The organism is Corynebacterium endometrii (assembly GCF_004795735.1).
In the GTDB taxonomy this organism is placed as follows: Bacteria; Actinomycetota; Actinomycetes; order Mycobacteriales; family Mycobacteriaceae; genus Corynebacterium; species Corynebacterium endometrii.
Map to the genome: position 1 here is coordinate 2,044,549 of NZ_CP039247.1, position 15,316 is coordinate 2,059,864.

Annotated in this window: 11 protein-coding genes, 2 tRNA genes and 1 rRNA gene; 8 read left to right on the forward strand and 6 right to left on the reverse strand. The window is 58.5% G+C overall.

Going from position 1 to position 15,316, the window contains the following annotated elements; all coding sequences use genetic code 11:
- Positions 1-254 precede the first annotated feature (254 nt).
- From CENDO_RS09240 to ramA, 3 genes are all read right to left on the reverse strand, one after another.
- Positions 255-1,776, reverse strand: a 16S ribosomal RNA gene (locus CENDO_RS09240).
- A 641-nt stretch (positions 1,777-2,417) separates the two neighbouring features.
- Entirely contained in the window at positions 2,418-3,686 is a 1,269-nt protein-coding gene (gene murA / locus CENDO_RS09245) for a UDP-N-acetylglucosamine 1-carboxyvinyltransferase (RefSeq protein WP_136141766.1), read from the reverse strand.
- Positions 3,687-3,750: 64 nt separating this feature from the next.
- Positions 3,751-4,590, reverse strand: a complete 840-nt coding sequence (gene ramA, locus CENDO_RS09250; protein ID WP_136141767.1) for an acetate metabolism transcriptional regulator RamA — start codon at positions 4,588-4,590, stop codon at positions 3,751-3,753.
- Positions 4,591-4,977: 387 nt separating this feature from the next.
- On the opposite strand from ramA, the gene cysK reads away from it, so the two are divergent.
- Together cysK and epsC are read left to right on the forward strand one after the other, a co-directional pair.
- Positions 4,978-5,913: a cysteine synthase A gene (gene cysK / locus CENDO_RS09255; protein ID WP_136141768.1), complete on the forward strand. Its 936-nt coding sequence runs from the start codon at positions 4,978-4,980 to the stop codon at positions 5,911-5,913.
- A gap of 101 nt (positions 5,914-6,014) precedes the next feature.
- Positions 6,015-6,587 carry a serine O-acetyltransferase EpsC gene (gene epsC, locus CENDO_RS09260; protein ID WP_136141769.1) on the forward strand — a complete coding sequence of 191 codons (573 nt, stop codon included), beginning with the start codon at positions 6,015-6,017 and terminating at the stop codon, positions 6,585-6,587.
- Between the two features lie 108 nt (positions 6,588-6,695).
- Here the strand turns inward: epsC and CENDO_RS09265 are convergent, their stop codons facing one another.
- From CENDO_RS09265 to CENDO_RS09275, 3 genes are all read right to left on the reverse strand, one after another.
- Complete coding sequence (locus CENDO_RS09265; RefSeq protein WP_136141770.1) at positions 6,696-7,001, reverse strand: GNAT family N-acetyltransferase; 306 nt, start codon at positions 6,999-7,001, stop codon at positions 6,696-6,698.
- Positions 7,002-7,078: 77 nt separating this feature from the next.
- Positions 7,079-7,151, reverse strand: a tRNA-Phe gene (locus CENDO_RS09270).
- A gap of 26 nt (positions 7,152-7,177) precedes the next feature.
- Positions 7,178-7,254, reverse strand: a tRNA-Asp gene (locus CENDO_RS09275).
- Positions 7,255-7,589: 335 nt separating this feature from the next.
- Here CENDO_RS09275 and CENDO_RS09280 point away from each other — a divergent pair.
- The 6 genes from CENDO_RS09280 to CENDO_RS09305 all read left to right on the forward strand — a co-directional run bounded on the left by CENDO_RS09280 (position 7,590) and on the right by CENDO_RS09305 (position 14,802).
- Positions 7,590-8,732 carry an ABC transporter ATP-binding protein gene (locus tag CENDO_RS09280; protein WP_136141771.1) on the forward strand — a complete coding sequence of 381 codons (1,143 nt, stop codon included), beginning with the start codon at positions 7,590-7,592 and terminating at the stop codon, positions 8,730-8,732.
- A gap of 64 nt (positions 8,733-8,796) precedes the next feature.
- On the forward strand, positions 8,797-10,044 hold the full coding sequence (locus CENDO_RS09285) for a DUF4032 domain-containing protein (protein ID WP_136141772.1): 1,248 nt from the start codon (positions 8,797-8,799) through the stop codon (positions 10,042-10,044).
- A gap of 388 nt (positions 10,045-10,432) precedes the next feature.
- Positions 10,433-11,776, forward strand: a complete 1,344-nt coding sequence (locus CENDO_RS09290; protein ID WP_136141773.1) for an ABC transporter substrate-binding protein — start codon at positions 10,433-10,435, stop codon at positions 11,774-11,776.
- A 253-nt stretch (positions 11,777-12,029) separates the two neighbouring features.
- The gene (locus CENDO_RS09295) at positions 12,030-12,875 is read left to right on the forward strand and encodes a carbohydrate ABC transporter permease (protein ID WP_136141774.1); all 846 of its coding nucleotides are present in this window, start codon (positions 12,030-12,032) and stop codon (positions 12,873-12,875) included.
- 90 nt (positions 12,876-12,965) lie between these two features.
- A complete protein-coding gene (locus CENDO_RS09300; RefSeq protein WP_136142242.1) occupies positions 12,966-13,799 on the forward strand; it encodes a carbohydrate ABC transporter permease in 834 nt (277 codons plus the stop codon).
- Between the two features lie 334 nt (positions 13,800-14,133).
- A complete protein-coding gene (locus CENDO_RS09305; protein WP_136141775.1) occupies positions 14,134-14,802 on the forward strand; it encodes a MusI family membrane protein in 669 nt (222 codons plus the stop codon).
- Positions 14,803-15,316: the final 514 nt, after the last annotated feature.

Below are 15,316 nucleotides of genomic sequence, written 5' to 3' on the forward strand. Positions count from 1 at the left end.
TCATGCGCGCCGTTACTCTAGCGGGGTTAAACCAGGAACAATAATGCCCCAGACACCCAACAATGCACCAACATACATTTAACAATCTTTTCCACAACACTTCATGCCGCACAATGGTTGACATGTTCATCGTGTGGTGTGTCTCCACCCGATTAAAAAAATACGCGCACAGTAGAACACTCGCCTACTCAATACGCACCCACACATCACTGTGCGGGACCTGCAACTGCAGGCAAAAAATAAATGCTCCTTAGAAAGGAGGTGATCCAGCCGCACCTTCCGGTACGGCTACCTTGTTACGACTTCGTCCCAATCGCCGATCCCACCTTCGACAGCTCCCTAACGAGTTTGAGCCACTGGCTTCGGGTGTTACCAACTTTCATGACGTGACGGGCGGTGTGTACAAGGCCCGGGAACGTATTCACCGCAGCGTTGCTGATCTGCGATTACTAGCGACTCCGACTTCATGGGGTCGAGTTGCAGACCCCAATCCGAACTAAGGCCGGCTTTCAGCGATTAGCTCCACCTCACGATGTCGCAACGCGTTGTACCGACCATTGTAGCATGTGTGAAGCCCTGGACATAAGGGGCATGATGATTTGACGTCATCCCCACCTTCCTCCGAGTTAACCCCGGCAGTCTCTCATGAGTCCCCACCATAACGTGCTGGCAACATAAGACAAGGGTTGCGCTCGTTGCGGGACTTAACCCAACATCTCACGACACGAGCTGACGACAACCATGCACCACCTGTATACAGACCACAAGGGAAGATACATCTCTGCACCAGTCCTGTATATGTCAAGCCCAGGTAAGGTTCTTCGCGTTGCATCGAATTAATCCACATGCTCCGCCGCTTGTGCGGGCCCCCGTCAATTCCTTTGAGTTTTAGCCTTGCGGCCGTACTCCCCAGGCGGGGCGCTTAATGCGTTAGCTACGGCACAGAAGACGTGGAAGCCCCCTACACCTAGCGCCCACCGTTTACGGCATGGACTACCAGGGTATCTAATCCTGTTCGCTACCCATGCTTTCGCTCCTCAGCGTCAGTTACTGCCCAGAGACCTGCCTTCGCCATCGGTGTTCCTCCTGATATCTGCGCATTTCACCGCTACACCAGGAATTCCAGTCTCCCCTACAGCACTCAAGTTATGCCCGTATCGCCTGCACGCCCGGAGTTAAGCCCCGGAATTTCACAGACGACGCGACAAACCACCTACGAGCTCTTTACGCCCAGTAATTCCGGACAACGCTCGCACCCTACGTATTACCGCGGCTGCTGGCACGTAGTTAGCCGGTGCTTCTTATCCAGGTACCGTCACATAACGCTTCGTCCCTGGCGAAAGGAGTTTACAACCCGAAGGCCGTCATCCCCCACGCGGCGTCGCTGCATCAGGCTTCCGCCCATTGTGCAATATTCCCCACTGCTGCCTCCCGTAGGAGTCTGGGCCGTATCTCAGTCCCAATGTGGCCGTACACCCTCTCAGGCCGGCTACCCGTCGACGCCTTGGTAGGCCATTACCCCACCAACAAGCTGATAGGCCGCGGGCTCATCCCTAACCGAAAAAACTTTCCACCACACACACTAAAGCATGGTCCTATCCGGTATTAGACCCAGTTTCCCAAGCTTATCCCGAAGTTAGGGGCAGATCACCCACGTGTTACTCACCCGTTCGCCACTCGAGTACCTCTAGCAAGCTAGAAGCCTTTCCGTTCGACTTGCATGTGTTAAGCACGCCGCCAGCGTTCGTCCTGAGCCAGGATCAAACTCTCCACAAAAATCTCTATAAGAAAAAGATTCAAGGCCGTGAAAAGCCCAATACCTAACAAAAAATAAAGACAAACTTATTCAACAAGCTCACGCTCATTGAAAAGCTGACCAAAATTACTATTACTAAAGAAAAATCAACCAAACCCATTACCCGACGGGGTCAAAGCAGGCTTGGCCGTGCAATCGAAGATTGCAGCGATTCATCCAAGTGATAGCCGATAAACAATATTCATTATTTACAGTGACGCACATATCGAAACACGCCACCCGGCACACACCAACCAACCAGACCACACAAGCCCAGCCAGCACAAACAAACCAACCACAACACAAACCATTGCAGAAAAAATAAGTACATTGGCACACTATTGAGTTCTCAAACATCATTGCCACGCGCTCATCCACCCGCACCGCACAAGGCGCAAGCGAAACTCACACGAGCTAGAAAATTATTGTTGCCACCGCCCGTTTTCCTACCGCCACACTCCAGAGAACCTCTTCCCTGTGGGGCGCTGTCGGTCGCGCTGACTCAGATAAAGTTACACACCCACACAAACAAACACAAATCCCCACGTCAAACACGCTTTTTAAAGCACTCAACATGGGGATAAAAATGAAGTTTAAACCGCTACCCGCTCTGCGCTAGTAGCTAGTAGAGAGTTTCCTCCCGATGACGCTCCACGCGAGCACCCAGAGCATTCAGCTTCTCCACAAAAGCCGGATAACCACGGTCGATATGGAAAACGTCATGAACGGTGGTGGTCTCATCAGCGCACAAGGCCGCAAGCACCAGGCCGGCGCCGGCACGGATATCGGAGCTCCAGACGTGCGTGGAAGACAGGCTCTCCTGACCGCGAATGACCACGTGGTGGCCATCGACCTGCGCGTCGGCGCCCAGGCGCAGCAGTTCGTCGACGAAACGGAACCGCGATTCAAAGACGTTTTCGGTGATGATTGAGGTGCCTTCGGCTACCACGGACAGGCCGATGGCCATCGGCTGCAGGTCCGTTGGGAATCCCGGGAAAGGAAGGGTCTGGTAATCCACCGCCTTAGCGCGGCGGTCCATGCGCACGCGGAATCCATGCTCATAGGTCTCAACCTGCGCGCCCGCTGACTTGAGCTTCTCCAGCGGCAGGTGCAGGTGGCGCGGCGCGATTCCCGTGACGGTGATATCACCCTGGGTCATCACGGCGGCATACGCCCATGTGCCAGCCACGATGCGGTCACCGATAACCTCATGCTGGGTTGGCTTGAGCTTGTCCACGCCCTCGATGGTGATGGTGGACGTGCCCGCGCCCTCAATCTTCGCCCCCATCGAGACCAGCATGTCGCAAAGGTCAACAATCTCGGGTTCGCGCGCGGCGTTATCCAGCACCGTGGTTCCTTCGGCGAGGACGGCGGCGGTGAGGATGTTTTCCGTGGCGCCCACGGACGGGAAATCCAGCTTGATGCGGGCGCCGTGCAGACTTTCGGCCTCGGCGACCACCGCACCGTGCTCGATGTAGGTGCGTGCGCCCATCTTTTCCAGACCGGATTGATGCATGTCTAGGGGGCGGTTACCAATGGCGTCACCGCCGGGCAGCGCAACCTTGGCGCGGCCGCAACGGGCGGTCAACGGGCCCAGGACGCAGACGGACGCACGGAATTGGCGGACGGCGTCGAAGTCGGCGTCGGACCGCAACTGCGCAGGGGTGTCAATGGTGACCGTATCCCCCTGGTAGTCAACCTCGCACCCAAGCCCCTCAAGCACCTTCTTCATGAAAGGAACATCCAGGATGTCCGGGCAATTGGTCAGGGTGGTGGTGCCCTCCGCGAGAAGGGCCGCCCCCATGAGCTTTAGGACAGAATTCTTGGCGCCATCAACCTTGACAGTGCCCTGCAAGCGGGCGCCTCCAGCGACAGTAAAGTAGTCTTTCACCCCCACCACGTTACCCATCTAGGCGCGCACACTCACACCGGAGTTGAATCCGGCTTAAATCGCGTCACGGCAGTGCGCCGATGCGGCGAGCCGCATTGACCGCTTCGTAGCGGGTATGGGCGCCAAGTTTGCGCATCACGGAACGCAGATAAGACTTGACGGTCTCCGCACCGATACCCATCTCTTCCGCTGCCTCCACGTTGGTATGGCCCAGCGCCACGCACGATAGAACATCGAGCTCACGGGCGGACAGCTTCGTGGACTGCTTGACGCGAACCGGGGAGACCATCTGATCGCACAGGGATTCAAGCTCCTTGCGCAGATCCTCATCTTCCACGCGGTTTGCCAGCATCCGCAGCTTGGAGTGGGTGGAACGCACCTGCTCCCACTCCGCACCATTCATCGCGTGGCCGCCGCGAGCGCCGGCCTTGCCGCCATCCGCCCGACGCAGCGCCGAGTTAACCGCCAAGTCCTGTTCCAGGCTGCGGGCGGTCATGGTGACCTCCTCGATGACCTTGTCCCCGAGGCGGACCGGAGAATGCACGCCCACGTAGAGCACACCGCGGATCTCACGCTGGACAATGACCGGAACAGCCACGATGGAATGCAGGCCCTCATCCTGAATGACGCGGTCATTCTCGTGCGAAATGGTATTGGCGCGAGCGTAGTCAGAAACGCCCACCGCACGACGCGTAGCGATAACGCGGCCGCCAACGCCCACGCCCGCGTCAATAACTAAGTTCTGGAGCGCCGGGGTGCGCAAGCCAATCCACTGGGTAATCTGCAGACGGTTATCCGAAAGCAGAGTGGCATACATGGTGACCGGGATACCGGTGGCGGTTTTTAGGGAAGACAGTGCTGCGCGCACGGCTTCATCGTCATCCTTAATGCGGTGTGAGTCCATGACGTTCTCCTATTCGGGGGTACCCAAGCAGGTGTACCCTTCCCCACCCTCATCGACGGCGGGGATTCAACACTTTTCCCGCAACTATAGCGGCATACGGGGGTAATCCTAAACCCCCGCACGCGTAAAACTCCAAATCGTGCTACCGAACGGAACGAAATCCGGAACACCGCACGAGGCTCGCCGACTTCCAACCCAGATGATTGACAGTAAACATTTAACTTCGCCATGTAACGACCGCTGACCAGCGCTGAATAAAATTCTGTCTATTCTTTGCGAACTGAGCTGTCTATATTGCTAGTGTAGGGTTGTCTAAATGTGACGGCCAGTTCCCCATCTGCAAGGGGAATGGCCCTAAATAATCATCGTTAGAAGGAGCCCTAAAACATGGCTACGTACAACAACATTCTTGATACCATCGGCGGCACCCCATTGGTCCGCCTCAACTCCCTCACCGAGGGCCTGGATGCAAACATCCTGGTCAAGGTCGAGTCCTTCAACCCGGCTAACTCCGTTAAGGACCGTATTGGCAAGGCCATCATCGAGGCCGCGGTAGAGTCCGGTGAGCTCAAGCCGGGCGGCACCATCGTTGAGGCAACCTCCGGCAACACCGGTATTGCGTTGGCCTTCGCCGGCGCGGCCCTAGGCTACAACGTTATCTTGACCATGCCTGAGACCATGTCTAACGAGCGCAAGGTACTGCTCCGCGCCTACGGTGCAGAGATCGTCCTAACCCCAGGTTCCGCCGGCATGCAGGGCGCGGTTGATAAGGCCAATGAAATCCTGGCTAATACCGAGAACGCAATCATGGCTTCCCAGTTCGCCAACAAGGCTAACCCGGAGATTCACTACAAGACCACGGGTCCTGAGATCTGGGATGACGCTGAGGGCCAGGTTGACGCGTTCGTCGCCGGCATCGGCACCGGCGGCACCATTAGCGGCGTTGGCCGTTACCTGCGCGAGAAGAACCCGGACGTAAAGCTCATCGGCGTGGAGCCCGCGGATTCCCCACTGCTGACCGAGGGCAAGGCTGGCCCACACAAGATTCAGGGCATCGGCGCCAACTTCGTCCCCGAGGTACTGGACCGCGGGCTTTTGACCGAGGTTCTCACCGCTACCAGCGAGGAATCCATCGAGACCTCCCGCAAGTTGGCTACCGACGAAGGCCTGCTCGTCGGCATCTCCGCTGGCGCTAACGTATCCGCGGCGCTGAAGCTTGCGGCCCGGGAGGAGTACAAGGGCAAGACCATCGTCGTAGTCCTCCCAGACTTCGGCGAGCGCTACATCTCCACCGTCCTGTACGACGATATCCGCGAGGCCTAGACCCCTACCGTTTGACGCCTGCCAGTTACGCCCAGCGCGCGGCTGGTGGGCGTTATCCATATCTATGCCCGTTTATGAAACGGGCGCTAGGATAGACGCTTATGAGTTTCGTCAGCATCATAAAGACGATCCGCGAGGATCTGGCCAACGCCCGGGAACACGACCCTGCCGCCCGTGGCGACGTGGAAAATGCCGTGGTTTATTCCGGCCTGCACGCTATCTGGTCACATCGCGTGGCGCACAAGCTCTGGAAGAAGGGGCTGAAAGGTCCCGCTCGCATCCTTGCGCAAGCGACCCGCTTCTTCACCGGCATTGAGATTCACCCCGGCGCCACCATTGGCCGCCGGTTCTTCATCGACCACGGCATGGGCATTGTCATCGGTGAGACCGCCGAGATTGGCGACGGAGTGATGCTCTACCACGGCGTCACCCTGGGCGGTCAGGTGCTGACCCAAACAAAACGCCACCCCACCCTTAGGGACAACGTGACCGTGGGCGCCGGCGCCAAAGTACTTGGCCCCATCATCATCGGCGAGGGCTCCGCGATTGGGGCCAATGCGGTGGTCACCAAGGAAGTACCTGCCAACCACATTGCCACGGGCATTCCGGCAACCAACCGCCCCCGCAAGCCAGATGAATGCATCAAGCTGGTTGACCCCGATTACTACATCTAGGTAGCCCACACCGGCGGCGTGACAAACACCAGCGCGGCCCTAGGACAGCCTCAGTTGCTCCTAGGGCCGCGCTGCGTGCGTTTTGCTGGCGATACGGTTAGCGCTCGCCTATTTTACAAGCGTCGCGTATTCAGGATTCTTCTCGATGAACGCCGCCACGGCGGAACACGATGGCTTAATAGGCGTATTGAGCTGCCTGCTTGCATCGAGCGCCCCCTTGATCAGCGGCGCGCTGAGACCGCGGCCGCGAAACTCAGGGTAAATCACCGTGTGGTTGAATTCGCGGTAGCTATCCGTGTCTACGTATTCGGCTACTCCGGCCTCTTGGCCACCCACCGTGAGTACGTACCGGGATTTATCCGCCTGATGGGCGACGGAGATCTCTTCATTTGCACCTGCGTTATTTCCAGTCATACGGCGTAATCTACCCGCCACCGGCCGGGGGCGGCGCCAAAACCAAAAAAGCTCCTTCCGAAGAAGGAGCTTTAATGTGGCCAGAGCCAGGATCGAACTGGCGACCCCACACTTTTCAGGCGTGTGCTCTACCGACTGAGCTATCTGGCCTCAGACCACCTAACAAGAGGTAATCCTGGCGACCCTGACGGGACTTGAACCCGCGACCTCCGCCGTGACAGGGCGGCGCGCTAACCAACTGCGCCACAGGGCCTTATTAATTTGTCGTGCGCTTGGCACGGATAGTAACTCTACACACCACCATCGCAATGCCACAAATCAGCACTTCACACCCCCATTTTGGGCGTCTTTAAGACCCCCTGCCGCCGCTAGTGCGCAACGAGCGCAGGCCCTTGGTTCAGCCCCTCACAGGCAAAAGCCACTTCCCCTACCCCACCTCCAGTGATTCGCGTTACGCCGTGGACGCGGTGTGAAGCCAGCCCTAATTGTTTGGGGATGTGCGTGTAACATTAAGCGGAGTGAGCGGGGCATGCCCGTTTCCCAACACTCGGATCGTTCGGCACGTACCTGCCGATGTAAGGAAAACTCATGGCAACTGTGACATTCAATAAAGCAACACTGGTCTACCCGGGGGCATCGCGCCCGTCCGTCGATCAGTTCGATTTGGAAATCGCCGACGGCGAATTCCTGGTCCTCGTCGGGCCGTCGGGCTGCGGCAAGTCCACCACACTGCGCATGCTGGCCGGCCTGGAGGAAGTTACCGAGGGCTCAATCAGCATCGGCGACCGCGACGTGACAAAGGTGCCGCCACGCGATCGCGACATCGCGATGGTCTTCCAGAACTACGCCCTGTACCCGCACATGACGGTGCGGGAAAACATGGGATTCGCGCTCAAGATCGCGGGCGAATCCCCAGAGGACATCAACGCCCGTGTGGAGGAGGCCGCGAAAACCCTCGGCTTGGTGGAATACCTCGACCGAAAGCCAAAGGCGCTCTCCGGCGGACAGCGCCAGCGCGTTGCCATGGGACGCGCAATCGTGCGTAACCCCCAGGTGTTCCTGATGGATGAGCCGCTGTCCAACCTGGACGCCAAGCTGCGCGTGCAGACCCGCACGCAGATCGCAGCGCTCCAGAAGAAGCTCGGAGTGACCACGGTCTATGTCACGCACGATCAGACCGAGGCCCTCACCATGGGCGACCGAATCGCCGTGCTTAAAGACGGCGTCCTGCAGCAGGTCGGCACCCCTCGTGAGCTCTACGATCACCCACAGAACGTGTTCGTCGCGGGCTTCATCGGATCCCCGGCAATGAACCTGGGAACATTCAATGTCGACGCCAATGGGGTAGCGACGAACGGCGAAGCCCGCATTCAGCTCTCCCCAGAGACCGTCGCGGCGATGACGCCAGAAGATGGTGGCAAGATCGTCATCGGCTTCCGCCCGGAGGCCCTGGAAGTAGTCCAGGATGGCACCCAGACCGGCTCAAGCATCATCCCACTAAAGCTCAACTTCGTGGAGGAACTAGGTTCTGATTCTTACCTCTACGGCACGCTGGTCGGGGACGGGGTTTTGGGTTCGAATCCGGAGGACTCCGAGGCAGAATCGGAGGGCCAAATTGTGGTCCGCGCCCTGCCCAACGTCGCACCCGAGCCTGGCACCGTGGTCTACGCGCGCATTGCCGAGGGCGGCCAGCACAACTTCTCCGCCGCTACCGGAAAGCGGCTACCTTAAGGTTTTCGCCCCTCGGGCAGTGCCCTAAGTGACCTAAAAGCAGTATGCGCAAGGAAGTTCGGCCATGTCGGAATCGATGAACATCTCTTCGTCGACGTACGCCTCGGAGCTGATTCCGCTGCCATGGGACACCCCGCTGGAGCAGTGGCCCGATGATCTCATCGAGGCCCTCCCACGGGGTATTTCCCGTCACGTGGTCCGCTTCATCGGCCTGCAACGCGGAATCGTGGCGGTCAAGGAAATCGGCGTGCGCGTCGCCCACCATGAGTTCCGCATGCTGCGGGAATTGCAGCGGCTGGGCGCGCCCTCCGTCACCCCGGTGGCGGTTATCACTGGCCGTGTGCCCACCGAAGAAGAAGACGGCGAACTCACCGCCGCCCTAGTCACCGAGCACCTGGAGTTCTCCCTGCCCTATCGGGAAATTTTTTCCCAGGATATCCAGATGGATGTGGCCGGCAAGCTCATGCAGTCGCTGGCGGTGTTGATGGTTCGCCTGCACCTGCTGAACTTCTATTGGGGAGACGTATCCCTGTCCAATACGCTCTTTCGCCGCGACGCGGATACCTTTTCGGCGTATTTGGTCGACGCCGAAACTGGCGAGATTCAGCCCACCTTGTCACGCTCGCGCCGGCTGCACGACCTTGAGATCGCCCGGGTAAATATCATCGGCGAAATGATGGACCTGCAGGGCGGCGGCATCATGGACGCCGACGTAGACGTCATCGCCCTGGGTAACCAGTTAGAACGCAACTACCTTGAGCTCTGGGATGAGCTCACCGCGGAGCAATCCGTAGATGAATGCGAATATTGGCGCGTGAGCGAACGCATCAATCGCCTGGGAGAATTGGGCTTTGACGTGGGCGAACTATCCGTCGTCAAGGACTCAGCCCGGCGAAAGGTAAACATCCGTCCGGCGGTCGTCGACGCCGGTCACAACCACCGCCAGCTGCTTCGCCTGACCGGACTAGAGGTGGAAGAGGGCCAGGCCCGCCGCCTGCTCAATTCGATTAGGACCTACGCGGCGGTCTCGCCATCACCGCAGGGCTACGGCCGCGACGCCGAGGACCTATCCGCGGTGGCCTATCGCTGGATGATTGAAGAATACGAACCGACAATCGCGGCCATCCCCGACGAACTCAAGGGAAAGCTGGAGCCGGCCCAGATCTTCCACGAGATACTGGACCACAAGTGGTTCCTTTCAGAGGCAGCCCAAGACTACGTTGGCCTTCGCGAGGCCGCGGAATCATACTTCGGCACCGTGCTGCCCCACCACCGCGACGAAGCGCGGTTGTTTGGCCCCGGTACGCCGTGAGCAGCATCCGCCGATCCCCAACCATCAGGCCGGCGCGAATCCTCGATTGAATAAAAACACAATCCCAACGTTTACCTGTCACTCCAGTCCCAATTTCCACTGAAGCGTTCGTAGTTGATACCCACCTACCCCTGTTTGAGGGGCTGGAATCACGGGTTTGCCGGTTGATCGGAGACAATAGGGGTTATACCGGTTACCTATGGCAAACGTTGTGACGCAGGGCATAACCTCGGCGGCGATGAACAAGCCATAGTTAACAGGGGTACACCGCTGTCTTTTGGTTTTGCCCATGACAGATTTCTTAATGTCAGTTGCCTCGACCCGCTGGTTGTAGCGTCGTAACGCAGGTCAGCCACTAGGGTCGGCCAACCAGAAAGAAGAGGAAACGATGAAGCGTTTCAACCGATTCGTATCGCTGACCGCAGCGACCGTCCTTGCAGCCGGAAGCCTGGTTGCATGTTCTGACTCCAGCGGGGGAGGTGATGACGCCGGCTCCGTTTACTTCCTGAACTTCAAGCCTGAGCAGGAGGCCGCCTACCAGAAGATCGCCGAGGAGTACACCGCTGAGACCGGCACCGAAGTCAAGGTCGTTACCGCAGCATCCGGCAGCTATGAGCAGACGCTGAAGGCCGAAATCGGCAAGAGTGAAGCCCCAACCCTGTTCCAGGTCAACGGCCCAGCGGGCCTCATCACCTGGAAGGACTACATGGCTGACCTGACCGGCACCGAAATCGCCAACCAGCTCAACGAAGACGTCCCCGCCCTGACCGGCGATAACGGCGAAATCCTGGGCGTTCCGTTCGCGGTTGAGGGCTTTGGCCTCATCTACAACGAAGAGATCTTCGACAAGTACTTCGCCACGGACGGCGCAAAGGTAGCCTCCACCGAGGAAATCGACTCCTTCGACAAGCTCAAGGAAGTCGCCGAGGACATGCAGTCCAAGAAGGATGAGCTGGGCATCGAGGGCACCTTCGCCGCAACCTCCCTGGCCACCGGCGAGGACTGGCGCTGGCAGACCCACCTGGCTAACGCCCCAATCTGGAACGAGCTGGAAGACCAGGGCGTCGAGGACTCCACTAACGTTGAGTTCAAGTACAACGAGGAATACAAGAACCTCTTCGACCTGTACCTGAACAACTCCACCGTCGAGCCATCCCTGACCCCATCCAAGAACGTCACCGATTCCATGGCCGAGTTCGCACAGGGCAAGGTCGCCATGGTTCAAAACGGCAACTGGGCATGGTCCCAGATTTCCGAGGTTGACGGCAACGTTGTCAAGGAAGACAAGATCAAGTTCATGCCTATGTACATGGGCCTTCCTAACGAGGGTGACTACGGGCTCAACGTCGGCACCGAGAACTACCTCGCTATCAACGCCAACGCCTCCGAGGAAGACCAGCAGGCCACCAAGGACTTCGTCGACTGGCTGTTTACCTCCGACGCCGGCAAGACCCACGTGGTTGAAGACCTAGGCTTCATCGCCCCATTCTCTTCCTACACCGAGGAAGACACCCCTGCAGATCCACTGGCGCAGCAGGTGCAGGAGGCCATCTCCAACGACGAGGTAACCACCATCCCTTGGGCCTTCCAGTACTTCCCATCCCAGCAGTTCAAGGATGACTTTGGCCAGGCGCTGGCCCAGTACGCATCCGGCAACATGGAGTGGGATCAGGTTGTTTCCCAGTTCTCCGATTCCTGGACCGCGGAAAAGGAAACCAACTGGGGCTCCTAAGCCTTTAGGTCCCCAAGCTTAAACGGGTAATTACCTCCTTCGTCTCCCCCTTCCGGGCCCGCGGCACCATGGCGGCGGGCCCGGCGGAGGTGGGGCGTCCAGCTACCGCATAGTTCATTGTTGCCAGCCACGGGCGGGGCCAGGTGGCCTCGGCCGCGCGGGGCACGCGGTGACTGGCCACATGTTCAGCGACTCCGTGCGGTAGCTGGAGGAGCCACCTCACTCAAATCTTCAAACGCAGTAAGGCAAAGCCATGCAAGCAACCCTCAAGAAATACTTCCCAGTATTCGTGCTGCCGACCCTGCTGGCGTTCTTGATCGCATTCCTAGTTCCGTTCTTTGTCGGACTTTTCCTGTCCTTTACGAAGTTCACGACGATCACAAACGCCAAATGGGTTGGCATCGCCAACTACAAGCAGGCATTCTCGGCCCGCGAAGGATTCATTTCCTCCTTCGGTTTCACGGTGCTGGTAGTCATTGTTTCCGTCATCACCGTCAACATCTTCGCCTTCGCGCTGGCGTGGATTCTCACCCGAAAGCTGCGCGGCACGAACTTCTTCCGCACCGTATTTTTCATGCCGAACCTGATCGGCGGCATCGTGCTGGGTTACACCTGGCAGTCGATGATCAACGCGGTCCTGGCTAAATACGGCACCACCATCGTCGCCGACTGGAAGTACGGCTACATCGGCCTCATCATCCTGATCAACTGGCAGATGATTGGCTACATGATGATCATCTACATCGCCGGCCTGCAAAACGTCCCACCTGAACTGATCGAGGCCGCCGAGCTCGACGGGGTTAACAAGTGGGAAATGCTGCGCCACGTGACGATCCCGATGGTCATGCCCTCGATTACCATCTGCCTGTTTTTGACCCTGGCCAACTCGTTTAAACTCTTCGACCAAAACCTGGCACTGACCAATGGTGCCCCGGGCGGGGAAACCGAAATGGTTGCCCTCAACATCGTCAACACGCTCTTTAACCGCATGAACGTTGAGGGCGTGGGCCAGGCAAAGGCCGTAATCTTCGTGGTAGTTGTGGTCGCCATCGCGTACTTCCAGCTCCGCGCCACCCGAAACAAGGAAGTTGAGGCCTAAGCCGTGACTATTCCTGTAACCAACAACCCCAACGCGACCGCCGGCGCCCGCAAGGCCGTCACCGCAAAGAAGCCCACGAACCAAGCCCGCATGTCAGGCCCGGCGAAGACCCTGACCTACGCGGTATTGATCTTCTTTACGGTCGTGTTCTTGGGCCCCATCTTCTTCATCCTGATCAACTCATTCAAATCGAAGTTCGCCATCGCCTCCGAACCCTTCTCCCTGCCACTGGGTGATATCTTCGTTGGCCTTGAAAACTTCGCCGTTGGCCTGATGAAGCAGGGCTTCCTGTGGGCCATCGTGTGGTCATTCGTGATCACCATCCTTTCGGTCGCCGCCATCGTGTTCTTCTCCGCGATGACCGCCTACTACATCACCCGCGTCAAGACCTGGTGGACCAACGCTTTGTATTACCTGTTCGTAGTGTCCATGGTCATCCCGTTCCAGATGGTGATGTTCCCTACGGTCAAGATCGCCGACATGCTGCAGCTGGATAACCCGATCGGCATCGTGGTCCTCTACCTGGGCTTCGGTTCGGGCCTGTCGGTGTTTATGTTTGCCGGCTTCGTCAAGTCCATCCCAATCGAAATCGAAGAAGCCGCCATGATCGATGGCTGCGGGCCAATTCAGAACTACTTCAAGGTCGTTCTTCCGATGCTCAAGCCCACGGCCGTGACCGTGGCGATCCTCAATGCGATGTGGGTATGGAACGACTATCTCCTGCCCTACCTGGTCATTGGCCTGTCCACCCAGTACAAGACCATTCCTGTGGTCATCCAGTCCTTCGTCGGTTCCAACGGTAACCGCGACATGGGTGCAATGATGGCGATGCTGGTCCTGGCCATCATCCCGATCGTCATCTTCTACGTATCCACGCAGAAGCACATCATCGAAGGTGTCGCCGCCGGTGCGGTGAAGGGCTAAGCCCGCTAAACGCGGCGCATAGGGCCCATCCTTCACCAATCCGCGACCATGAACCGCTCCCCACGAGCTAGATTGAGAAATCCGGCACCTAGTGGGGAGCATTTCTATGCGCGCACGAAGCTTCCCATCGCGGTCTAAACAGGAGCGCGGCTAAAAGCGGTCCGGAAGATCGCCTATCAACGCCGCCCCAGTTGCTTGGGACTGCTCCAACCTGTTGACGGGGTTTGGTGCGTGCCACGCTAAGATAATTGCCGTGACGTAACGGTCATGGAGAGCTTTCTCGGGCGCGAAAAGCTCGCTGCCCACCACTGCCGAGACTCAAGGAGCACCCTACATGGCCAGATTTCTCAGCCCCGACTCCAAGTTCTATTCGGCATTATCGTTGGCCGCGGACTTGGTCATCATCAACGTCTTGTTTGTGGTTTCATGCTTCCCGGTCTTTACCGTCGGGCTATCGGCACGCACGGCCCACCAGGTCATTGGCCAGATGGTGCGTGAGGAAGGCTCCCGCCCCGCCCGCACCTTCATCCGCAACCTGCTCTCCCGGCCCGTCCCCGCGTTTGCTTGGGGCATCATCGCGCTAGCTTTGGTGGCGCTTGGCCTCTATGAGCTCGTGGTCTTCAACCGCGCGGGTCTATCCACCGGTCTCCGCATCGCCCTTACGGCGTCGCTGTTATCAGGCCTATTGTTGTTTACCGGTATCACCCAGTGGTTCTTCCACCTGGAAGGCCGCGCAGCCGAGGTCCACGCAGCCGAGGTCCACGCAGCGGCGCCCCAGGCCCCCGAGGCGACCTTCCCCCAGCGCTTTACCCAAAGCGTCCAATTCTGCTTTGGCCGCTTTGGCCAGACCGCAATGGCCGTCTTACCCTGGGTCGTGCTGGTCGGCCTACCCCTGGTTGTTCCGTCCGGGCTAGGGATGGTTGTGTTCTTCTACCTGGTCATCGGCCCCGCCCTGGCGATTTACCTGTCCGAACTGGCCCTGCATTGGCACGAAATTAACTAGCGGGCAACGGCTAGCGCAGTTGCCCGCTGCCTTCGCTCCGCGGAGGCCGCGCGGAGCTTTCCTGGTTTCTGCAAGCCTGTGCCGGGTCGTTTGTGTTTGTAAGTGAGCCAAATGCAACAATCTCGTTCGATCTTTGCAAGAAACCACCGATAAACCACCAGATCGAACGGAACTTGCACGTTTTGCTCGCCGTAAACACTATCCACGCCATCCGGCCGCGCGAAGCTCCCTTAGCTTCCGCCCGCCCGTCCCGGGGCCGATTGCGTTTGTAAGTGAGCCAAATGCAACAATCACGTTCGATCCTTGCAAGAAACCACCGATAAACCACCAGATCGAACGGAACTTGCACGTTTTGCTCGCTGTAAACACTATCCACGCCATCCGGCCGCGCGGGAATTGGCCCCTCGGCCCACGGTTACCTGGGTGCATTCGGCTCCTCAGTCGCGCGCTCACGGCGCCTGCGCCTGCGGTTTGCAACGATGGACGGGAAGGTCTGGTAACGCCTGCGATGGGC